Raw genomic sequence first — 15,277 nt, 5'->3', positions numbered from 1 at the left:
GGTTGTTTCTGTCAAAAGATGATATGGGGTTGCCGCGCGAATTGACAGGACACCCGTTTGTCAACCATTCCCGCTCAGTACGGCTGCTGACGGGCGTGGCAACCGGTCAAGCAGGCGAAACACGCTGTCGCGACAGGCGGGACCTGCCCAGTCAGGTGGATAGAAAGCCGGGGGCAGGTCGGGCTGGCGGAGCACGACGCGTCGCCATCTATGCACCAGCAATGTGCGCAAAGTCGCGCTCTGCAATGGCGCTGGTGTCCAGGTCTCGGGGCGAGACCTGGCGGCGCGCTCGACCGCGTCCAGAAGGGCCTGGCACGACGCGCGCTGCTCGGGTGGGCACAACCGGTTCTGAACCCATCCGGGGGCCGTGCCCGGAGTGATTTCCAGCGCCAGCAGATCATCCGTCTGGGCCGGGGCAGGGCCAGTACCCAGCGCAACATTGCGCCCGATGGGGATATAGTCATGGCTGAGCATCACGTCCTCAAGCACCTGCGTGCCGGTTCCGTCCTCTGCGATCAGCAGATGCCAGTGCTCGACCGGCGAAGGGTCGCGCGCATAGATGCGGGGTGTAACGGCTGCGGACTGGGTCCGGCCAAATTCCGTCAGCACATGGCGTGAGACGCGGCCGATCCGGTCACTCTCAATCCAGCCATCCTTGCGCAGGCGATGTACAGCGACCCGGATCGCTTCGGGCTTGATGCCCATCGGCTCAATGATCCGGGTCAGAGCCCCGCCCGAAATCTGCGCGCCGGGCTCCTGCGCCATATCGCCGAACAGTGAGACAATAATCGACCAGACCCGCTGGTCTTGCGGGTCCGTCAGTTCGGCCACAGCCGTTTCGAACCACGAGTTCTGCTTGGTCATACGACCAGTTTAACCCATTATGCCGACTAAGAAAAACAGGTATGTGCAGCCGGTCAACGAGCGTTCATTGTCAGCAGCTCGTATTCCGCCACCAGCTCATCATCCTGATTGGTCAGGGAGACGTGCCAGCGGACCTCGCCATAATCGTCGTTACGCGGGGTTTTCTGCTTTACCGTCAGACGCACCTTGATGCTGTCCCCGGCAATGACGGGTTTCATGAACCGCAGCCCGTCCAGCCCGGTATTGGCCAGCACTGGCCCCTCATTCGGTTCGACAAACAGACCCGCAGCGAAGCTGAGCAACAGATAGCCATGCGCCACACGGCCGGGGAAGAACGGATTTCGTGCCGCCGCGTCCTCGTCCATATGAGCGTAGAAGGTATCGCCGGTGAAATTGGCGAAATGCTCGATATCTTCCAGCGTGACGGTGCGCGGGGCGGTGTGCAGGGTCTCTCCGACCTGCAACTCGCCAAACCTGCGGGTAAAGGGATGCGCCGGGCCTTTGATATCGGGCGCTCCGGGGATCCATCGGGTGCCGATGCCGCTGAGCATTCGGGGCGAGCCTTGAATGGCGGTGCGCTGCATATAGTGTTTCACACCGCGCACGCCGCCCATTTCCTCTCCGCCACCCGCGCGGCCCGGCCCGCCATGCACCATATGCGGCAAAGGGGAGCCGTGGCCGGTAGATTCCGCCATCGAGTCACGGTCGTTGATGTAGATACGTCCGTTATACGCCGCAGACCCCATCACCACGCCTCGCGCGACATCGGTATCATGGGTGATCAGCGACGTGACCAGAGACCCCTGACCGCGATTGGCCAGCGCCACAGCATGATCCAGATCGCGATAACCCATCAGGGTCGAAACCGGGCCGAATGCCTCGGTGTCATGCACGCGCTGTGCAGTGTCGGGGTCGGCGCAGTGATACAGCATCGGGGGAACAAAGGCGCCAGTTTCGGGGCCGTTCAGGTCGAACACGTCGGGGTTGCCGAACACCCGTTCAGCCTCTTGCCCGATCAGAGCGGCCTTTTCCAACACATCGGCCTTCTGCCCGTTCGACACCAGCGCGCCCATGCGCGTCGTCTTGGCCCGTGGGTCGCCGATGGTGATCTTGGCCAGCCGTTCCGACAGCGCTCCGATCACCGCGTCAACTTGTGCTTCGGGCGCGATGATGCGGCGGATGGCGGTGCATTTCTGACCCGCCTTGGTTGTCATCTCGCGAGTGACTTCCTTGATGAACAGGTCAAATTCGGGCGTTCCGGGTTCCGCATCCGGTCCGAGGATCGAGGCGTTCAGGCTGTCCTGCTCCGCCACGAACCGCACCGAGTTCTGCAGGATCGCAGGCGTCTGCCGCAACTTGAGCGCGGTATTGGCAGAGCCGGTGAAGCTGACTACATCCTGACAGCCCATGTGATCCAGCATGTCTCCCAACCCGCCCGAGACCAGTTGCAGCGCACCGGCAGGCAGGATGCCACTGTCCAGCATGATCCGAACCGCCAGTTCGGTCACATAACAGCTGTTGGTGGCCGGTTTCACGATGGCGGGGACGCCCGCAAGCAGCGTCGGGGCCAGTTTCTCCAGCATCCCCCAGACCGGGAAGTTGAACGCGTTTATATGAACTGCCACGCCCTGCAGTGGCGTACAGATATGTTGCCCAAGAAAGGTGCCGTTGCGCGACAATTGCTCGATATCACCGTCCAGATAGACCTGCGCGTCCGGCATCTCGCGTCTGCCCTTGGAGGCGAAGACGAACATGGTGCCAATGCCGCCATCGATGTCGATCAGGTGGTCTTTCTGGGTCGCTCCGGTCTCGAAACTCAGATCGTAGAGCGCCTGTTTATGCGCCGAAAGTTCTTGCGCCAGCGCCTTGAGCATCCGGGCGCGGTCATGAAACGTGAGCTTGCGCAGGGCAGGGCCGCCGGTGTTGCGCGCGTAATCCAGCATGGCCTGCACGTCTAGCGCTGCGTTTCCAGCGCTGGCAAACGAAGCGCCGGTGATGGCGGAGGCGATGGTGCGCGCGCCTTCTCCGGGCGCGACCCAGGTGCCAGCGGCAAAGCTGGAAATCTGATGCAGGGACATGGTGTTCTCCTGTTTGATGAGGCGGGGCTCAGTGCCCCAATGCGCCCATTTGCTGCGGCAGGTACAGAACCACGATGGGCACCAGCACGATCAGCGCGAGGCGGAAGATATCGGCGACCCAGAACGGGGTGACGCCGCGAAAGATGGTGCCGGTCGAAACATCGCCCACCACGCCCTTCAGGATGAAGACGTTCAGGCCCACGGGCGGGGTGATCAGTGAGATTTCGGTGACCACCACAACCACGATGCCGAACCAGATCGGATCATAGCTCAGCGACGTGACCAGCGGGAAGAAGATCGGGACGGTCAGCAACAGCATCGAGAGCGACTCAAACACGCAGCCCAGAATGATGTAGATGCCGAGGATCATAAGGATCACAACGAAGGGCGCGACGTCATAGGCCGTGACCAGTGCGATCAGGGCCTCGGGCAAACCGGCCAGATTGATGAAGTTCGAGAATATCTGCGCACCGATGAGTACGGCGAACAGGGCCGAAGCGGTAAAGCAGGTTTCTTTCAATACCTCGAACGTGGACCCAACCGTCAGGCCGCCACGAAACAGGGCAATCAGGAAGGCCCCGGCGGCGCCCATGCCTGCGGCCTCGGTCGGTGAGAAGGTCAGGTTCAGCGGTTCAAAGTCGAAGGCGCCGTAGAGCCCGCCGATCACCAGAAAGAACAGCAGCAGCACGGCCCAGACCGAACCCAGCGCGCGGATACGCTCGGACCAGGTGGCGCGTTCCCCGGCTGGTCCGGCCTCGGGGTTGCGCCAGACGGTCCAGCGCACGGCGAAGAGGTAGAACAAGATGCCAAGGATGCCAGGGATGATCCCCGCCATGAACAGCTTGCCGATCGAGGTTTCGGTCAGCAGCCCATAGATGACCAGAATGACCGATGGCGGGATCAGAATACCCAGTGTGCCACCAGCTGCAATCGAGGCGGTCGAAAGTTCGTCGGAATAGCCGTAGCGGCGCATTTGCGGCATCGCGACCTTGGACATGGTGGCCGCGGTGGCCAAGGACGAACCGCAGATGGCCGAAAACCCGCCGCAGGCCGCGACCGTCGCCATGGCGATACCGCCGCGCATGTGGCCCAGAAAGGCGTTGGATACGGCATAAAGCTCGCGCGCCATGCCGCCCTTGTTTACGAACAGACCCATCAGGATGAACAGGGGCACCACGGACAGGCCGTAATCCTGTGCGGTATCTGTGATCTGGCGGCCCACCATGGACATAGCCGCCTTCAGCCCCCGCTCGTCAAAGATCGAGCCGCCGCGTTCATAGGCAAAGCCCAAAGTGCCAACCAGGCCCATAGCAAAGACGATAGGCAGGCGCATCAGCACCAAAACCAGAACAATCGCAAATCCGATCAGCGCAGCGGTCATTGCAGAGGCTCCGACAGGGTATGGGGGGCGAAGGCTTTCAGCACTCCGGTGGCGATCATCACTAATGCGGTGACAGCGACGGACAGCGTGATGAACCAGCCGATCAGATAGGTGGGGATCGAGAGATACTCGGTCACATCCCCATAGTCCCGCGCACGTTCGGCCAGAACCCAGACGCGCTGGACCGGCCAGAACAGCATGATGCCACTGACCACGTAAATCACCACGTCGCGGGCCCGTGACAGATGCAGGCGATTGAAGAACCCGTCCGTCAGGTCGACCGCGATATGGCCGTTGGTGGTGGAGACGATGGGCAAGACCGAAAACACCAGAATCGCCATCAGAATGCGGGTGAGCTCGGTGGCGGCTTCAATCGGAGCGTTGAAGACCGAGCGCAGGATCACGTCGCAGAAGGTCATCACCATCAGGATGAACAGGGCAGCGCTGGCCACAATCACGGGGAGGGCGCTGGCGCGGCGCACTAGCTGAATTATTGGGATCATCGGGAACTCGCGCAGGAAAGGGCAGGGCGGCGCATATGGCCGCCCCGCGTTCGGATCAGTTCGAGGACATTTCCGATTTGATCATGTCATAAGCGGCCTGCGCGTCGACGCCTGTTGCGTCAACTTCGGCGATGACCTTGCCACGGATGTCTTCGGCGATGGCCGAGAACTTTTCCATGTCCGCGTCTGTGGCGGCGTTGATGGCATTGCCTTCCGCAGCTTCTGTCGCTTCACGACCGGTGGCGTCGATCTCGTCCCAGATCTTGCCGATCTCGCGGCTCAGCGGTTCGCCGAACACGTTTTCCTCAAGCGCTGTTTGCAGGTCTGCGGGCAGATCGGCAAAAGTGTCTTCATTCATGATGAAGGCAAACGAACCACGATAAAGGCCACCCGGCATTTCATAGACGTTCTGCGCCACTTCGGTCAGCTTGAAACCCTTGCGCGATTCCAGCGGCATGACGACACCATCAGCAGCCTTGGAGGCCAGCGTTTCATAGACCTTGGGGGCGGGCACCTGAATGCCGGTTGCGCCCAGCGCCGCACCGACATCACCGCCAACGCCGCCGGGGATGCGTACCTTCAGGCCGGAAACTTCCTCCAGCGAGGTGACCGGTGTGCTGGAATGCAACTGCGCGGGGCCGTGCGTGTGCAGAGCGATGACCTTGACGCCACGATGCTCATCCGCGGCCTTGAGATGCTTATCATAAGCGCGCCAATAAGCGACTGAGGCTTCCTCGGCCGAACCTTCATAACCTGGCAGTTCGATCAGCTTGGTGGTGACGAAACGGCCCGGCTGATAACCGTGGAAGATGATCGAGGCATCGGCAGCACCGTCCATGATCAGGTCCATCTGCGCCGGTGGCGGGGCAATGCCCAGCTTCAGCTCGGCGGTGACCTGCCCGTCGGTGGCCTCTTCCACCATCTCAACGAATTTGGGCCACATCTTTGCGTTGATGCCATGGGTGGGCGGGGCCCAGCTGGAAATCGTCAGCGTGTAATCGGCCGCAAAGGCGATGGTGCCTGACACCGCCAATGTTGCCGAAGCCAGCAGTGTGGTGAGCTTGGTGAATTTCATGACCGGGTCTCCTCCTCAAAAGCGTAAGTCGTGAATCTGGTATTGGTTCGTTTTGTAACTATCAACGGTTCTGAACAGGTCTTACGGAACCGCCGAGTCACAAAAGCTTGGAGAATTTATTGACCAACCGTTCGGTTTATGCAAGAAGTTTGTTGTAACTTATGAAAAGCGAACCGGGCATGTCCGACACGATTATTTCGCAGAATATGGGGCAATGGGTTGAAATAACACTCAATCGCCCTGATCGCCTGAACAGTTTCACCGATGAAATGCACCATGCCCTGCGCGCTGCGCTCGAAGGCGCGCGCGATGACGGAGCCCGTGCGGTGCTGCTGACCGGGGCCGGTCGCGGCTTCTGTGCGGGGCAGGATTTGGGGGATCGAAACCCCGCAACGATGGAAGGCCCGCCCGATCTGGGTTACACGGTGCGTACCTTTTATGCCCCTTTGGTGCGCCTGATCCGGTCGCTGAATTTTCCGGTTGTCTGCGCCGTCAACGGTGTTGCGGCAGGGGCGGGCGCGAATATCGCGTTGGCTTGCGATGTGGTTCTGGCCGCCGATTCTGCCAAGTTCATCCAGTCGTTTTCCAAGGTCGGCTTGATCCCTGACACGGGCGGCAGTTGGCATTTGCCGCATCTGTTGGGTGAGGCGCGGGCCAAAGGTCTGGCCCTGACCGGGCAGCCGCTGCCAGCACAGCAGGCGGCGGATTGGGGGCTGATCTGGAAGGCGATACCCGACGCTGATCTGATGCCCGAGGCGCGCGCGCTGACAGAACAATTCGCAAATGGGCCTACGTTGGGATTGGGTCTGACAAAACAGACGATACAGGCGGCTGCCGTGAACACGCTGACCGATCATCTGGAGATTGAGGCGGACGCGATGAAAACCTGCGGCGAAAGTGCGGATTATGCCGAAGGCGTCACCGCGTTTCTGGAGAAACGCGCGCCGGTGTTTCGGGGGGAATGAGATGACGCCGAAGGAACGCGCCCAAAAGGCTGGCGCCGCCATGTGGGGACGGGACAATGCCTCGCAATGGGCGGGGATGGAACTGGTCGAGATGGATGAGGGCACCGCAACGCTCGCGTTGCAGGTGGCCGACCATCACTGCAACGGGCATGGTATCTGCCATGGTGGCGTGACCTTCATGCTGGCCGACAGCGCCTTTGCCTTTGCCTGCAACAGCCGCAACCAGTCCACCGTCGCACAGCATAATGTGATCAGTTACGTCGCGCCCGCGCAATCCGGCGACCTGCTGACAGCCCGCGCGACGGAACTGAGCCTGACCGGGCGCAGCGGCATCTATGACGTAACCGTAACAAACCAGACCGGCCAGAAGATCGCAGAGTTTCGGGGCTTTTCCCGCGCGGTCAAAGGGCCGGTGTTTGACGAGACCTGAGATAAGGGGGATGGCATGAAGGATCTTACTCCGAACAAGGCGGATCTCGATCCGATCGAAATCGCCTCGATTGATGAAATTCGTGGGCTTCAGCTGGACCGGCTCAAGTGGTCTCTGCGCCATGCCTATGACAACGTGCCAATGTATCGGCAGCGGTTCGACGAGGCCGGGGTGCATCCGGACGACCTGCAATCGCTCAGCGATCTGGCGCGGTTTCCGTTCACTTACAAAAACGATTTGCGTGAGAACTATCCCTTTGGCCTGTTCGCCGTCCCGCGCGAACAGATCATCCGCGTTCATGCCTCGTCAGGGACCACCGGCAAGCCAACCGTGGTGGGCTATACGCAGGGTGATATCGACAATTGGGCGGATCTGGTGGCGCGGTCTTTGCGGGCCAGCGGCTTGCGCCGGGGCGATATGGTGCACAACGCCTATGGCTATGGCCTGTTCACCGGCGGTCTGGGTGCGCATTACGGGATCGAACGTCTGGGGGCCACGGTCGTCCCGATGAGCGGCGGACAGACCGGCAAGCAAGTCGATCTGATCACCGACTTCAAACCGGACGGGATCATGGTGACGCCCTCCTATATGCTGAATATTCTTGAGCAATATCATAAGGTTGGCCTCGACCCGCGCGAATGCTCGCTGGCTGTTGGTGTCTTCGGCGCCGAACCCTGGACGGATTCGATGCGTGCCGAGGTTGAGCAAGCTTTCGACATGCATGCCGTCGACATCTATGGTCTGTCCGAGATCATGGGGCCAGGCGTCGCCAATGAATGCGTCGAGACCAAAGACGGGCCCGTGATCTGGGAGGATCACTTCCTTCCCGAGATCATCGACCCCGTGACAGGCGAGGTTCTTCCCGATGGTGAGATTGGCGAGCTGGTCTTCACCACCCTGACCAAAGAGGGCCTGCCGATGATCCGCTATCGCACCCGGGATCTGACCCGACTGCTGCCCGGCACGGCGCGGTCGATGCGGCGGATGGAAAAGATCACAGGACGTTCGGACGACATGATCATCCTGCGCGGCGTGAACGTGTTCCCCAGCCAGATCGAGGAACAGGTGCTGGCAACGGGGGGCCTTGCGCCCTACTACCAGATCGAACTCTACAAGGCCGGGCGGATGGACGCGATGCGCGTGCATGTCGAGGCGACGCCGGATGCCGCGGATGAGCTGAGCAAAACCGCCGCCGCCCGGATGCTGTCACGCCGGATCAAAGAGGTGGTTGGCATTTCGACCGAGATCGATATAGGCGAGCCGGGCGAGGTCGAGCGTTCGCAGGGCAAGGCCCGGCGCGTGGTCGACAATCGCGACAACTGAGACAGAGACGGAGGGTCAGGATTTGGCGCGCACGATAGCAAAAGACCACGACCACAAGCGGGCTCGCATTCTGAAATCCGCCGCCCGCGTCTTTGCGCAGGAGGGTTTTGACCGCGCGTCGATGTCTCAATTGGCGCGCGAATGCGGGATATCCAAGGCCAATATCTATCACTACTACGACAGCAAGGACGCCATTCTGTTTGACATGCTCGACAGCTATCTGCGGCAGTTGCGTGACCAGATTTGTGGGCTGGATCTTGAGGGGCTGCAGCCGGCGGATCGTCTAAGGCGCGTGATGCGGGAAATCCTGCTGGCCTATCAGGGCGTGGATGACGAGCACCGCGTGCAGACAAGCGGCATGTCCGCCTTGCCCGAGGATCAGCAGAAGCTGCTGCGCGGATATCAGCGGGATCTAGTGGTGTTTGTCAGTGATATCATCGCGAACATTGCGCCTGCGACGTTCAGGGATGATGCGGCCAAGCTGCGGGCCACCACCATGTCCGTATTCGGGATGCTGAACTGGTTTTACATGTGGAATGCAGGCGCGGATGCCGAGGCGCGCAGCGACTACGCCGCGCTGGTCAGCGATCTGACTTTGTCAGGTGTTGACGGTCTTTGATGCGAGGCTGGCGCAGAGTTGATTTGGATCTGTCGCCCGGATGGGTTTGAATAAGGGCGGAGGCCCTTCATGAATAGCCCTGAGCGTTTCGACAAATTCTACTTTGCCAAAGTTGGTCTGGGCGAAGCCTGCGGCTGCGCCGAACGCGTGATTGATGTGTTCGAGTTCAACCGCAAAAGGGGCGCGCAGGACCAGCAGGCAGTGAAAAAAGACCGTCGCAAGCGTCGGTCCTTTCGCGGATTGGCTGTGAAATATGGGTTGCTTAGCCGAAAACGCCAGCCGTAAGGGTTACGGCGCTGTCAGCCCCAGTTTGCCGACCTGCTCGGTCGCTTTCGTCACCCACTGATCTTTCATCTCGGCCCCGGTCGCCTGCCGTAGCCCCAGCTTGCGCAGTGTCTCGGTTTTCTCCGCGGTTCCGGCTCCGAAACTGGCCGCCACGCGGGGCCACCAATAATCGACCGATTCCTGCATCTTGGCAGCCTTGCCCTGTTCGATCAGCTTCAGCGCGCCCTCTAGGGCCAACTCCCCATGGCGCGCCTCAACCGGAGTAATTTCGCGGAAAGCTTCGGCCAGAGGCTGATAGGAGATTTGCGAGAACTGAGCGAGTTGAACGGCAACGGCCTGACTCATCAGCAGGTTCATCACAACGGCGTCCTCCCACCCCTCAATGGGATAGTTGAACACCGCAAGGCGCATGTCGTGTTCGGATCGCGTGGCCCCGATATCCGCATCGCGATCCAGACGTGTGGTCCAGGGATGGTGATTGGCATAGCGGTCGATATTGGCCCCGAACTCGCCCATGATATTCAGGACTCGATCCGCGTTGTCGGTTTTTTCCAGCACAATCTTCGCCGCGGCGATACGTTCCTTGATGCCGGGGCCCTGATTGATGATGTCGGCAAAACCCGCCGCCCCCGCCAGTTCGCTGTCCACAAACGTCGCCATCAGCTTCATCAACTCGGCGCGGTAACGAGGCGGCACATTGGTCGGGTTACTCAGTACGCCACCTGCTGCCAGATAGCTCTCGATTGTCATGTCTTCAGCCATCATTCCCTCCGTCTACTGATCGTAGTCCACGACCACGATGTCGGTCAGCGGATAGGCCTGACAACTCAGGACATAGCCTTTCTCGACCTCGTAGTCTTCCAGCGCGTGATTGGCGACCATCTCGACATCGCCCTCGAGCACCCGGCAGCGGCAAGTCGAACAGACCCCGGCCTTACAGGCATAAGGTGCGTCCATCGCATTCTCCAACGCGGCGTCAAGGATCGACTGATCCTTGGGCATGGTGATCGTCTGCGTCGCCCCATCCATCGTGACCGAGGCTTTGGTCTGGTTCGCCTGCGAGGCCGTATCCGCAGCGCTAACCTTACGCTTGGCCCGGCCGGGCTGGGCGCTGGCGAAGAGTTCGAACTTGATCTGCCCGTCATTCAGCCCGTGCGCCCGCAGGGCTGAGGCAATGCCCAGCATCATTGGCTCGGGTCCGCAGATAAAGGCCGTGTCAACATTCTGGATATCGATCCAGTGTTCGAAAAGTTCGGCGCATTTGTCTTGCGTGACCAGACCGGTGAAAAGCTCGATTTCCTGCGCATCCGTTTCCAGAACGTGGATGACGTTCAGGCGGCCCATGTAGAGGTTCTTGAGATCCTCAAGCTCTTCCCGGAACATGATCGTGTTCACGCCCTTGTTGGCATAGACCAGCGTGAACCGGGAATGCGGCTCCCGGGCCAGCGTGGTTTTGAGGATCGAGAGAACCGGCGTGATGCCTGAGCCACCGGCAAAGCCCAGATACTGCTTTTCGGCGGAGGGATCGATCGCGGTGTGAAAACTGCCCATCGGCGGCATCGCCTGCACCGTATCGCCCACCTTCAGATCGGTGTTGGCCCAGGTCGAGAATGCGCCGCCCTCCACGCGCTTGATCCCGACCTGCAGAATGCCCTCATCCTTGCCCGCGCAGATCGAATAGGACCGGCGCAGTTCTTCCCCGTCGAAATCGCGGCGGAAGGTCAGGTACTGGCCTTGGGTAAAGTCAAAATCCTCGGCCGATCCATTGGCCGGTTTCAACGTCACCACCACCGCATCGCGGATGGTTTTTTGAATGTCGGTGACTTCCAGGTCGTGAAAGCGTGCCATCCGGTGATCCTCCCTCAGATGCACTTGAAATAGTCAAAAGGTTCCAAACAGTCGCTGCAGCGCCAATGGGCTTTGCACGGGGTCGAGCCGAACTGGCTGACCTTCTCGACCGCCTTGCTGCCACAATGGGGGCAGCGTTCGGGTCCACCGGCGGGCTGGGGCGGGGCGATGCCGTATTCCTCAAGTCGGGCGCGACCCTTGTCGCTGAGCCAATCGGTGGTCCATGCAGGGGCGATGCTGGTCTCGATGCGTATCTCGTCGATCCCGTGATCGCGCAGTGCGGTTTCGATATCCATGCTGATGACCGATGTTGCCGGGCAGCCGGAATAGGTCGGTGTGACCGTCACCTTCAGCGTGTCATCATCCCACCGCACATCGCGCACGATGCCCAGATCGACGACCGAAATCACCGGGATTTCGGGGTCGGGAACCGCGTCCAGCCATTCCCACACCTGATCGGTCGAGGCCCGCATCAGCCCTTACCACGTCGCGCCGGGATAGGCGCGTTGCAGCCATTGCATCTGTGTCAGCAGATGGCCCAGATGCTCGGTATGCATCCGCCCGTCGCGCCCGCCTTTGTGGGCAAAGCGACTATCGGGAATGGTCAGGGTTGCCTCGGACAGCACGCGCCCGACCAGAGCGTCATATTCTGCGCGCAGATCAGCCGGGCTCGGGGCGATCCCCGCCGCGACCATCTCGGTATCGACATCATCGCTGGCAAACATCTCGCCCACATAGGGCCAGAGATAATCCAGCGCCTCCTGCATCCGGGCATGGCTTTCCTCGGTGCCGTCGCCCAGCCCGACCACCGTGTCGCCTGAGCGTTCGAGGTGATAGGTGACCTCTTTGCTGGCCTTGGCGGCAATCGCCGCGACCCGTTCGTCAGAGGATGTCATCAGACGCCCCAGCATGATCGAATGCCATGCATCAAACAGGAACTGGCGCATCAGGGTGCGGCCGAAATCGCCGTTCGGCATTTCGACCAGCAGCACATTGCGGAAATCCCACGCGTCGCGCAGAAAGGCCAGATCATCGGCGGATTTGCCGCCGTCGATCTCACCCGCGAGGCCCAGCCACATCTGGGTCTGGCCGATCAGGTCCAGGGCGGTATTGGCCAGCGCGATGTCTTCTTCCAGCACCGGCGCATGACCGCACCATTCGCTGACGCGGTGGCCGAGGATCAGGGTATTGTCCCCCATCCGCAGCAGGAACTGCACCAAAGCGTCGTTGGAAACCGAGACACTCATTACATCGCCCCCACTTCTTCGGGAATGTCGAAGAAGGTCGGATGGCGGTACACTTTGCTTTCGCTTGGTTCGTATAGCGGGCCTTTGTCGCTGGGCGATGAGGCCGAGATATTGTTGGCCTCAACCACCCAGATCGAAACGCCTTCGTTGCGACGGGTATAGACGTCGCGTGCGTTCTTGATCGCCATTTCCGCGTCCGGTGCGTGCAATGAGCCGACATGGCGGTGGCTCATACCATGCTGTCCGCGGATGAAGATTTCCCACAGGGGCCATTCGTTGTTCATTTGGTATCCTCCTCAGGGCAGTCTTATTCTGCAGCCAGATTTGCGGCGCGTTTCTTGCGGGCATGGGCCAGCAGCCCGTCGCGCACCCATTTGCCGTCGTCCCAAGCCTTATTGCGCGCGGCCAGACGGTCGACATTGCAGGGGCCGTTGCCTTTGATGACATCGAAGAACTCGGACCAGTCGGGTTCCGAGAAATCGTAGTGCCCGCGTTCCTCGTTCCATTTCAGGTCCGGGTCGGGAATGGTCAGGCCCAGATATTCCGCTTGCGGCACGGTCTGGTCGACGAATTTCTGGCGCAGCTCGTCATTGGTGTTGATCTTGATCTTCCACGCCATCGACTGCGCCGAATGGACCGAGTCCTTGTCGGATGGCCCGAACATCATCAGCGACGGATACCAGAACCGGTTCATCGCATCCTGCGCCATCCGGCGCTGTTCCGGCGTGCCCTCGGCCATCTTGCGGATGGCGTCATAGCCCTGCCGCTGATGGAACGACTCTTCCTTGCAGATGCGGATCATCGCCCGCGAATAGGGCCCGAAAGACGTCCGCTGCAGCGGCACCTGGTTCATGATCGCGGCCCCATCGACAAGCCAGCCCACGGCGCCGATATCGGCCCAGTTCAGCGTCGGATAGTTGAAGATCGACGAGTATTTCATGCGCCCGTCCAGCAACATCTCGGTGATCTCGTCCCGGCTGACGCCCAGTGTCTCGGCAGCGCAATACAGATACAGCCCATGTCCGGCCTCATCCTGCACCTTGGCCAACAGGATCGCCTTGCGCTCCAGTGTGGGTGCGCGGGTGATCCAGTTGCCTTCGGGCAGCTGGCCGACAATCTCGGAATGCGCGTGCTGGCCGATCTGGCGGATCAGGGTGGCGCGGTAATCGTCCGGCATCCAGTCTTTGGGTTCGATCTTGATATCGGCGTCGATCTTGTCCTGAAAGGCGCGTTCCTGCTCGGACATCTCCTCGCGGGTTTTTACGCCTGTTCCGGCAGTCTTGATCATCTGAGCATACATGTCGGGTCTCCTCCCTTACACGCGTTCGAGAATAAGTGCCGCGCCCTGTCCGACGCCCACGCACATGGTGCAAAGCGCATAGCGTCCGCCCGTGCGGCGCAGTTGATAGGCCGCAGTCATCACCAGCCGCGCACCGCTCATCCCAAGAGGGTGGCCAATCGCAATTGCGCCTCCGTTCGGGTTCACATGCGGGGCGTCGTCCGCCACGCCCAACTCGCGCAGCGTCGCAAGACCTTGCGAGGCAAAAGCCTCGTTCAATTCTATCACATCCATCTGATCGATGCTGAGCCCGGCACGGGCCAGCACCTTCTGGCTGGCTGGAACCGGGCCAATGCCCATTACGCGTGGTTCGACCCCGGCCACGGACATTCCAACCACGCGGGCCATCGGGGTCAGATTGTTCTTTGCTGCCGCAGCTTCATTCGCCATCAGAATGGCCGCCGACCCGTCGTTCACCCCGGATGCGTTCCCGGCGGTTACGGTCTTGTCCGACCCGTTGATGCCTTTCAGGCCTGACAGTTTCTCGGCTGTGGTCCCCGGGCGCGGATGCTCGTCGGTGTCGACGACCACCGGATCACCTTTACGCTGCGGGATTGTGACCGGGGTGATCTCCTCCTGAAACACCCCGGTCTGGTGCGCCGCGGCCCAGCGGGCCTGGCTGCGTTCGGCAAAGGCGTCCTGATCGGCGCGGCCGATGCCATAAGCTTCCGCTACGTTATCTGCTGTTTCGGGCATAGAGTCGATGCCAAAATTTTGCCGCATTTTCGGGTTCACGAAGCGCCAGCCGATCGTGGTGTCATAAACCGTATTGGCGCGCGAAAAGGCCGAGGTTGCCTTGGGCATCACAAAAGGCGCGCGCGACATGCTTTCGACGCCCCCGGCGATGGCCATGTCATAATCCCCGGCCCGGATCGCACGGGCCGCCATGCCCACCGCGTCCATACCCGAGGCACAGAGCCTGTTGATCGTCGTGCCGGGCACATCGATGGGCAGCCCCGCCAGCAATGCGGCCATCCGCGCCACATTGCGGTTGCTTTCACCCGCCTGATTGGCGTCGCCATAGATCACGTCGTCCACGCTCGCCCAGTCGACCTGCGGATTGCGCGCCATCAGGGCCGCAATGGGGATCGCCGCCAGATCATCCGTCCGCACCTGGCTGAGGCTTCCGCCATACCGTCCGATTGGGGTGCGCTGGGCGTCGCAGATAAAGGCGTCCATTGGGCGAGGGCTCCGATTTTGATGTCACGTCATTAAGTGACCGCTAGGTCGGTTAATAAGCTCGACACTGATTCGCGGCAAGTAAAATGTAACGCAATCTCTTCAAAAGCGGGAAAACGGTAACATATTGGTTCGACCCAA

17 protein-coding genes are annotated in these 15,277 nt (G+C 60.8%); 5 read left to right on the top strand and 12 right to left on the bottom strand.

What is annotated here, in order from left to right; translation table 11 throughout:
- Positions 1–60: 60 nt before the first annotated feature.
- The 5 genes from ACR3E4_RS03585 to ACR3E4_RS03565 are packed head-to-tail and all read right to left on the bottom strand — an operon-like array spanning position 61 to position 5,901.
- Positions 61–864, bottom strand: a complete 804-nt coding sequence (locus ACR3E4_RS03585; protein WP_480534055.1) for a PaaX family transcriptional regulator C-terminal domain-containing protein — start codon at positions 862–864, stop codon at positions 61–63.
- A 53-nt stretch (positions 865–917) separates the two neighbouring features.
- A complete protein-coding gene (gene paaZ / locus ACR3E4_RS03580; protein ID WP_480534053.1) occupies positions 918–2,942 on the bottom strand; it encodes a phenylacetic acid degradation bifunctional protein PaaZ in 2,025 nt (674 codons plus the stop codon).
- A gap of 28 nt (positions 2,943–2,970) precedes the next feature.
- Positions 2,971–4,323 (bottom strand): TRAP transporter large permease, encoded by a 1,353-nt coding sequence (locus tag ACR3E4_RS03575; RefSeq protein WP_480534051.1) that lies wholly within the window; start codon positions 4,321–4,323, stop codon positions 2,971–2,973.
- Positions 4,320–4,826 (bottom strand): TRAP transporter small permease, encoded by a 507-nt coding sequence (locus ACR3E4_RS03570; protein ID WP_480534049.1) that lies wholly within the window; start codon positions 4,824–4,826, stop codon positions 4,320–4,322. Before ACR3E4_RS03570 ends, ACR3E4_RS03575 begins: the two co-directional genes overlap by 4 nt.
- Before the next feature lie 55 nt (positions 4,827–4,881).
- Positions 4,882–5,901, bottom strand: coding sequence for a TRAP transporter substrate-binding protein (locus ACR3E4_RS03565; protein WP_480534047.1), 1,020 nt, complete (start codon positions 5,899–5,901; stop codon positions 4,882–4,884).
- A 179-nt stretch (positions 5,902–6,080) separates the two neighbouring features.
- Here ACR3E4_RS03565 and paaG point away from each other — a divergent pair, with 179 nt between their 5' ends.
- The 5 genes from paaG to ACR3E4_RS03540 all read left to right on the top strand — a co-directional run bounded on the left by paaG (position 6,081) and on the right by ACR3E4_RS03540 (position 9,523).
- Entirely contained in the window at positions 6,081–6,866 is a 786-nt protein-coding gene (gene paaG / locus ACR3E4_RS03560; protein ID WP_480534045.1) for a 2-(1,2-epoxy-1,2-dihydrophenyl)acetyl-CoA isomerase PaaG, read from the top strand.
- A 1-nt stretch (position 6,867) separates the two neighbouring features.
- Positions 6,868–7,296 carry a hydroxyphenylacetyl-CoA thioesterase PaaI gene (gene paaI, locus ACR3E4_RS03555; protein WP_480534043.1) on the top strand — a complete coding sequence of 143 codons (429 nt, stop codon included), beginning with the start codon at positions 6,868–6,870 and terminating at the stop codon, positions 7,294–7,296.
- A gap of 15 nt (positions 7,297–7,311) precedes the next feature.
- A complete protein-coding gene (paaK, locus tag ACR3E4_RS03550) occupies positions 7,312–8,619 on the top strand; it encodes a phenylacetate--CoA ligase PaaK (protein ID WP_480534041.1) in 1,308 nt (435 codons plus the stop codon).
- A 22-nt stretch (positions 8,620–8,641) separates the two neighbouring features.
- The gene (locus ACR3E4_RS03545) at positions 8,642–9,238 is read left to right on the top strand and encodes a TetR/AcrR family transcriptional regulator (RefSeq protein ID WP_480534039.1); all 597 of its coding nucleotides are present in this window, start codon (positions 8,642–8,644) and stop codon (positions 9,236–9,238) included.
- A gap of 69 nt (positions 9,239–9,307) precedes the next feature.
- Positions 9,308–9,523, top strand: coding sequence for a hypothetical protein (locus tag ACR3E4_RS03540; protein WP_480534037.1), 216 nt, complete (start codon positions 9,308–9,310; stop codon positions 9,521–9,523).
- 3 nt (positions 9,524–9,526) lie between these two features.
- Here the strand turns inward: ACR3E4_RS03540 and ACR3E4_RS03535 are convergent, their stop codons facing one another.
- The 7 genes from ACR3E4_RS03535 to pcaF are packed head-to-tail and all read right to left on the bottom strand — an operon-like array spanning position 9,527 to position 15,136.
- A complete protein-coding gene (locus ACR3E4_RS03535) occupies positions 9,527–10,285 on the bottom strand; it encodes a Phenylacetic acid catabolic protein (protein WP_480534035.1) in 759 nt (252 codons plus the stop codon).
- Positions 10,286–10,297: 12 nt separating this feature from the next.
- Positions 10,298–11,371 (bottom strand): 1,2-phenylacetyl-CoA epoxidase subunit PaaE, encoded by a 1,074-nt coding sequence (gene paaE / locus ACR3E4_RS03530; RefSeq protein WP_480534033.1) that lies wholly within the window; start codon positions 11,369–11,371, stop codon positions 10,298–10,300.
- A 14-nt stretch (positions 11,372–11,385) separates the two neighbouring features.
- Positions 11,386–11,844, bottom strand: a complete 459-nt coding sequence (gene paaD, locus ACR3E4_RS03525) for a 1,2-phenylacetyl-CoA epoxidase subunit PaaD (protein ID WP_480534031.1) — start codon at positions 11,842–11,844, stop codon at positions 11,386–11,388.
- Between the two features lie 6 nt (positions 11,845–11,850).
- Positions 11,851–12,618 (bottom strand): 1,2-phenylacetyl-CoA epoxidase subunit PaaC, encoded by a 768-nt coding sequence (gene paaC / locus ACR3E4_RS03520; protein ID WP_480534029.1) that lies wholly within the window; start codon positions 12,616–12,618, stop codon positions 11,851–11,853.
- Complete coding sequence (gene paaB / locus ACR3E4_RS03515) at positions 12,618–12,902, bottom strand: 1,2-phenylacetyl-CoA epoxidase subunit PaaB (RefSeq protein ID WP_170404692.1); 285 nt, start codon at positions 12,900–12,902, stop codon at positions 12,618–12,620. Before paaB ends, paaC begins: the two co-directional genes overlap by 1 nt.
- A gap of 23 nt (positions 12,903–12,925) precedes the next feature.
- On the bottom strand, positions 12,926–13,918 hold the full coding sequence (gene paaA, locus ACR3E4_RS03510; RefSeq protein ID WP_480534027.1) for a 1,2-phenylacetyl-CoA epoxidase subunit PaaA: 993 nt from the start codon (positions 13,916–13,918) through the stop codon (positions 12,926–12,928).
- Positions 13,919–13,933: 15 nt separating this feature from the next.
- Positions 13,934–15,136 (bottom strand): 3-oxoadipyl-CoA thiolase, encoded by a 1,203-nt coding sequence (gene pcaF / locus ACR3E4_RS03505; protein WP_480534025.1) that lies wholly within the window; start codon positions 15,134–15,136, stop codon positions 13,934–13,936.
- Between the last annotated feature and the right edge of the window lie 141 nt (positions 15,137–15,277).

Source organism: Ruegeria sp. AP11 (assembly GCF_056535865.1).
This window is presented reverse-complemented; position numbering and strand designations above follow the sequence as displayed.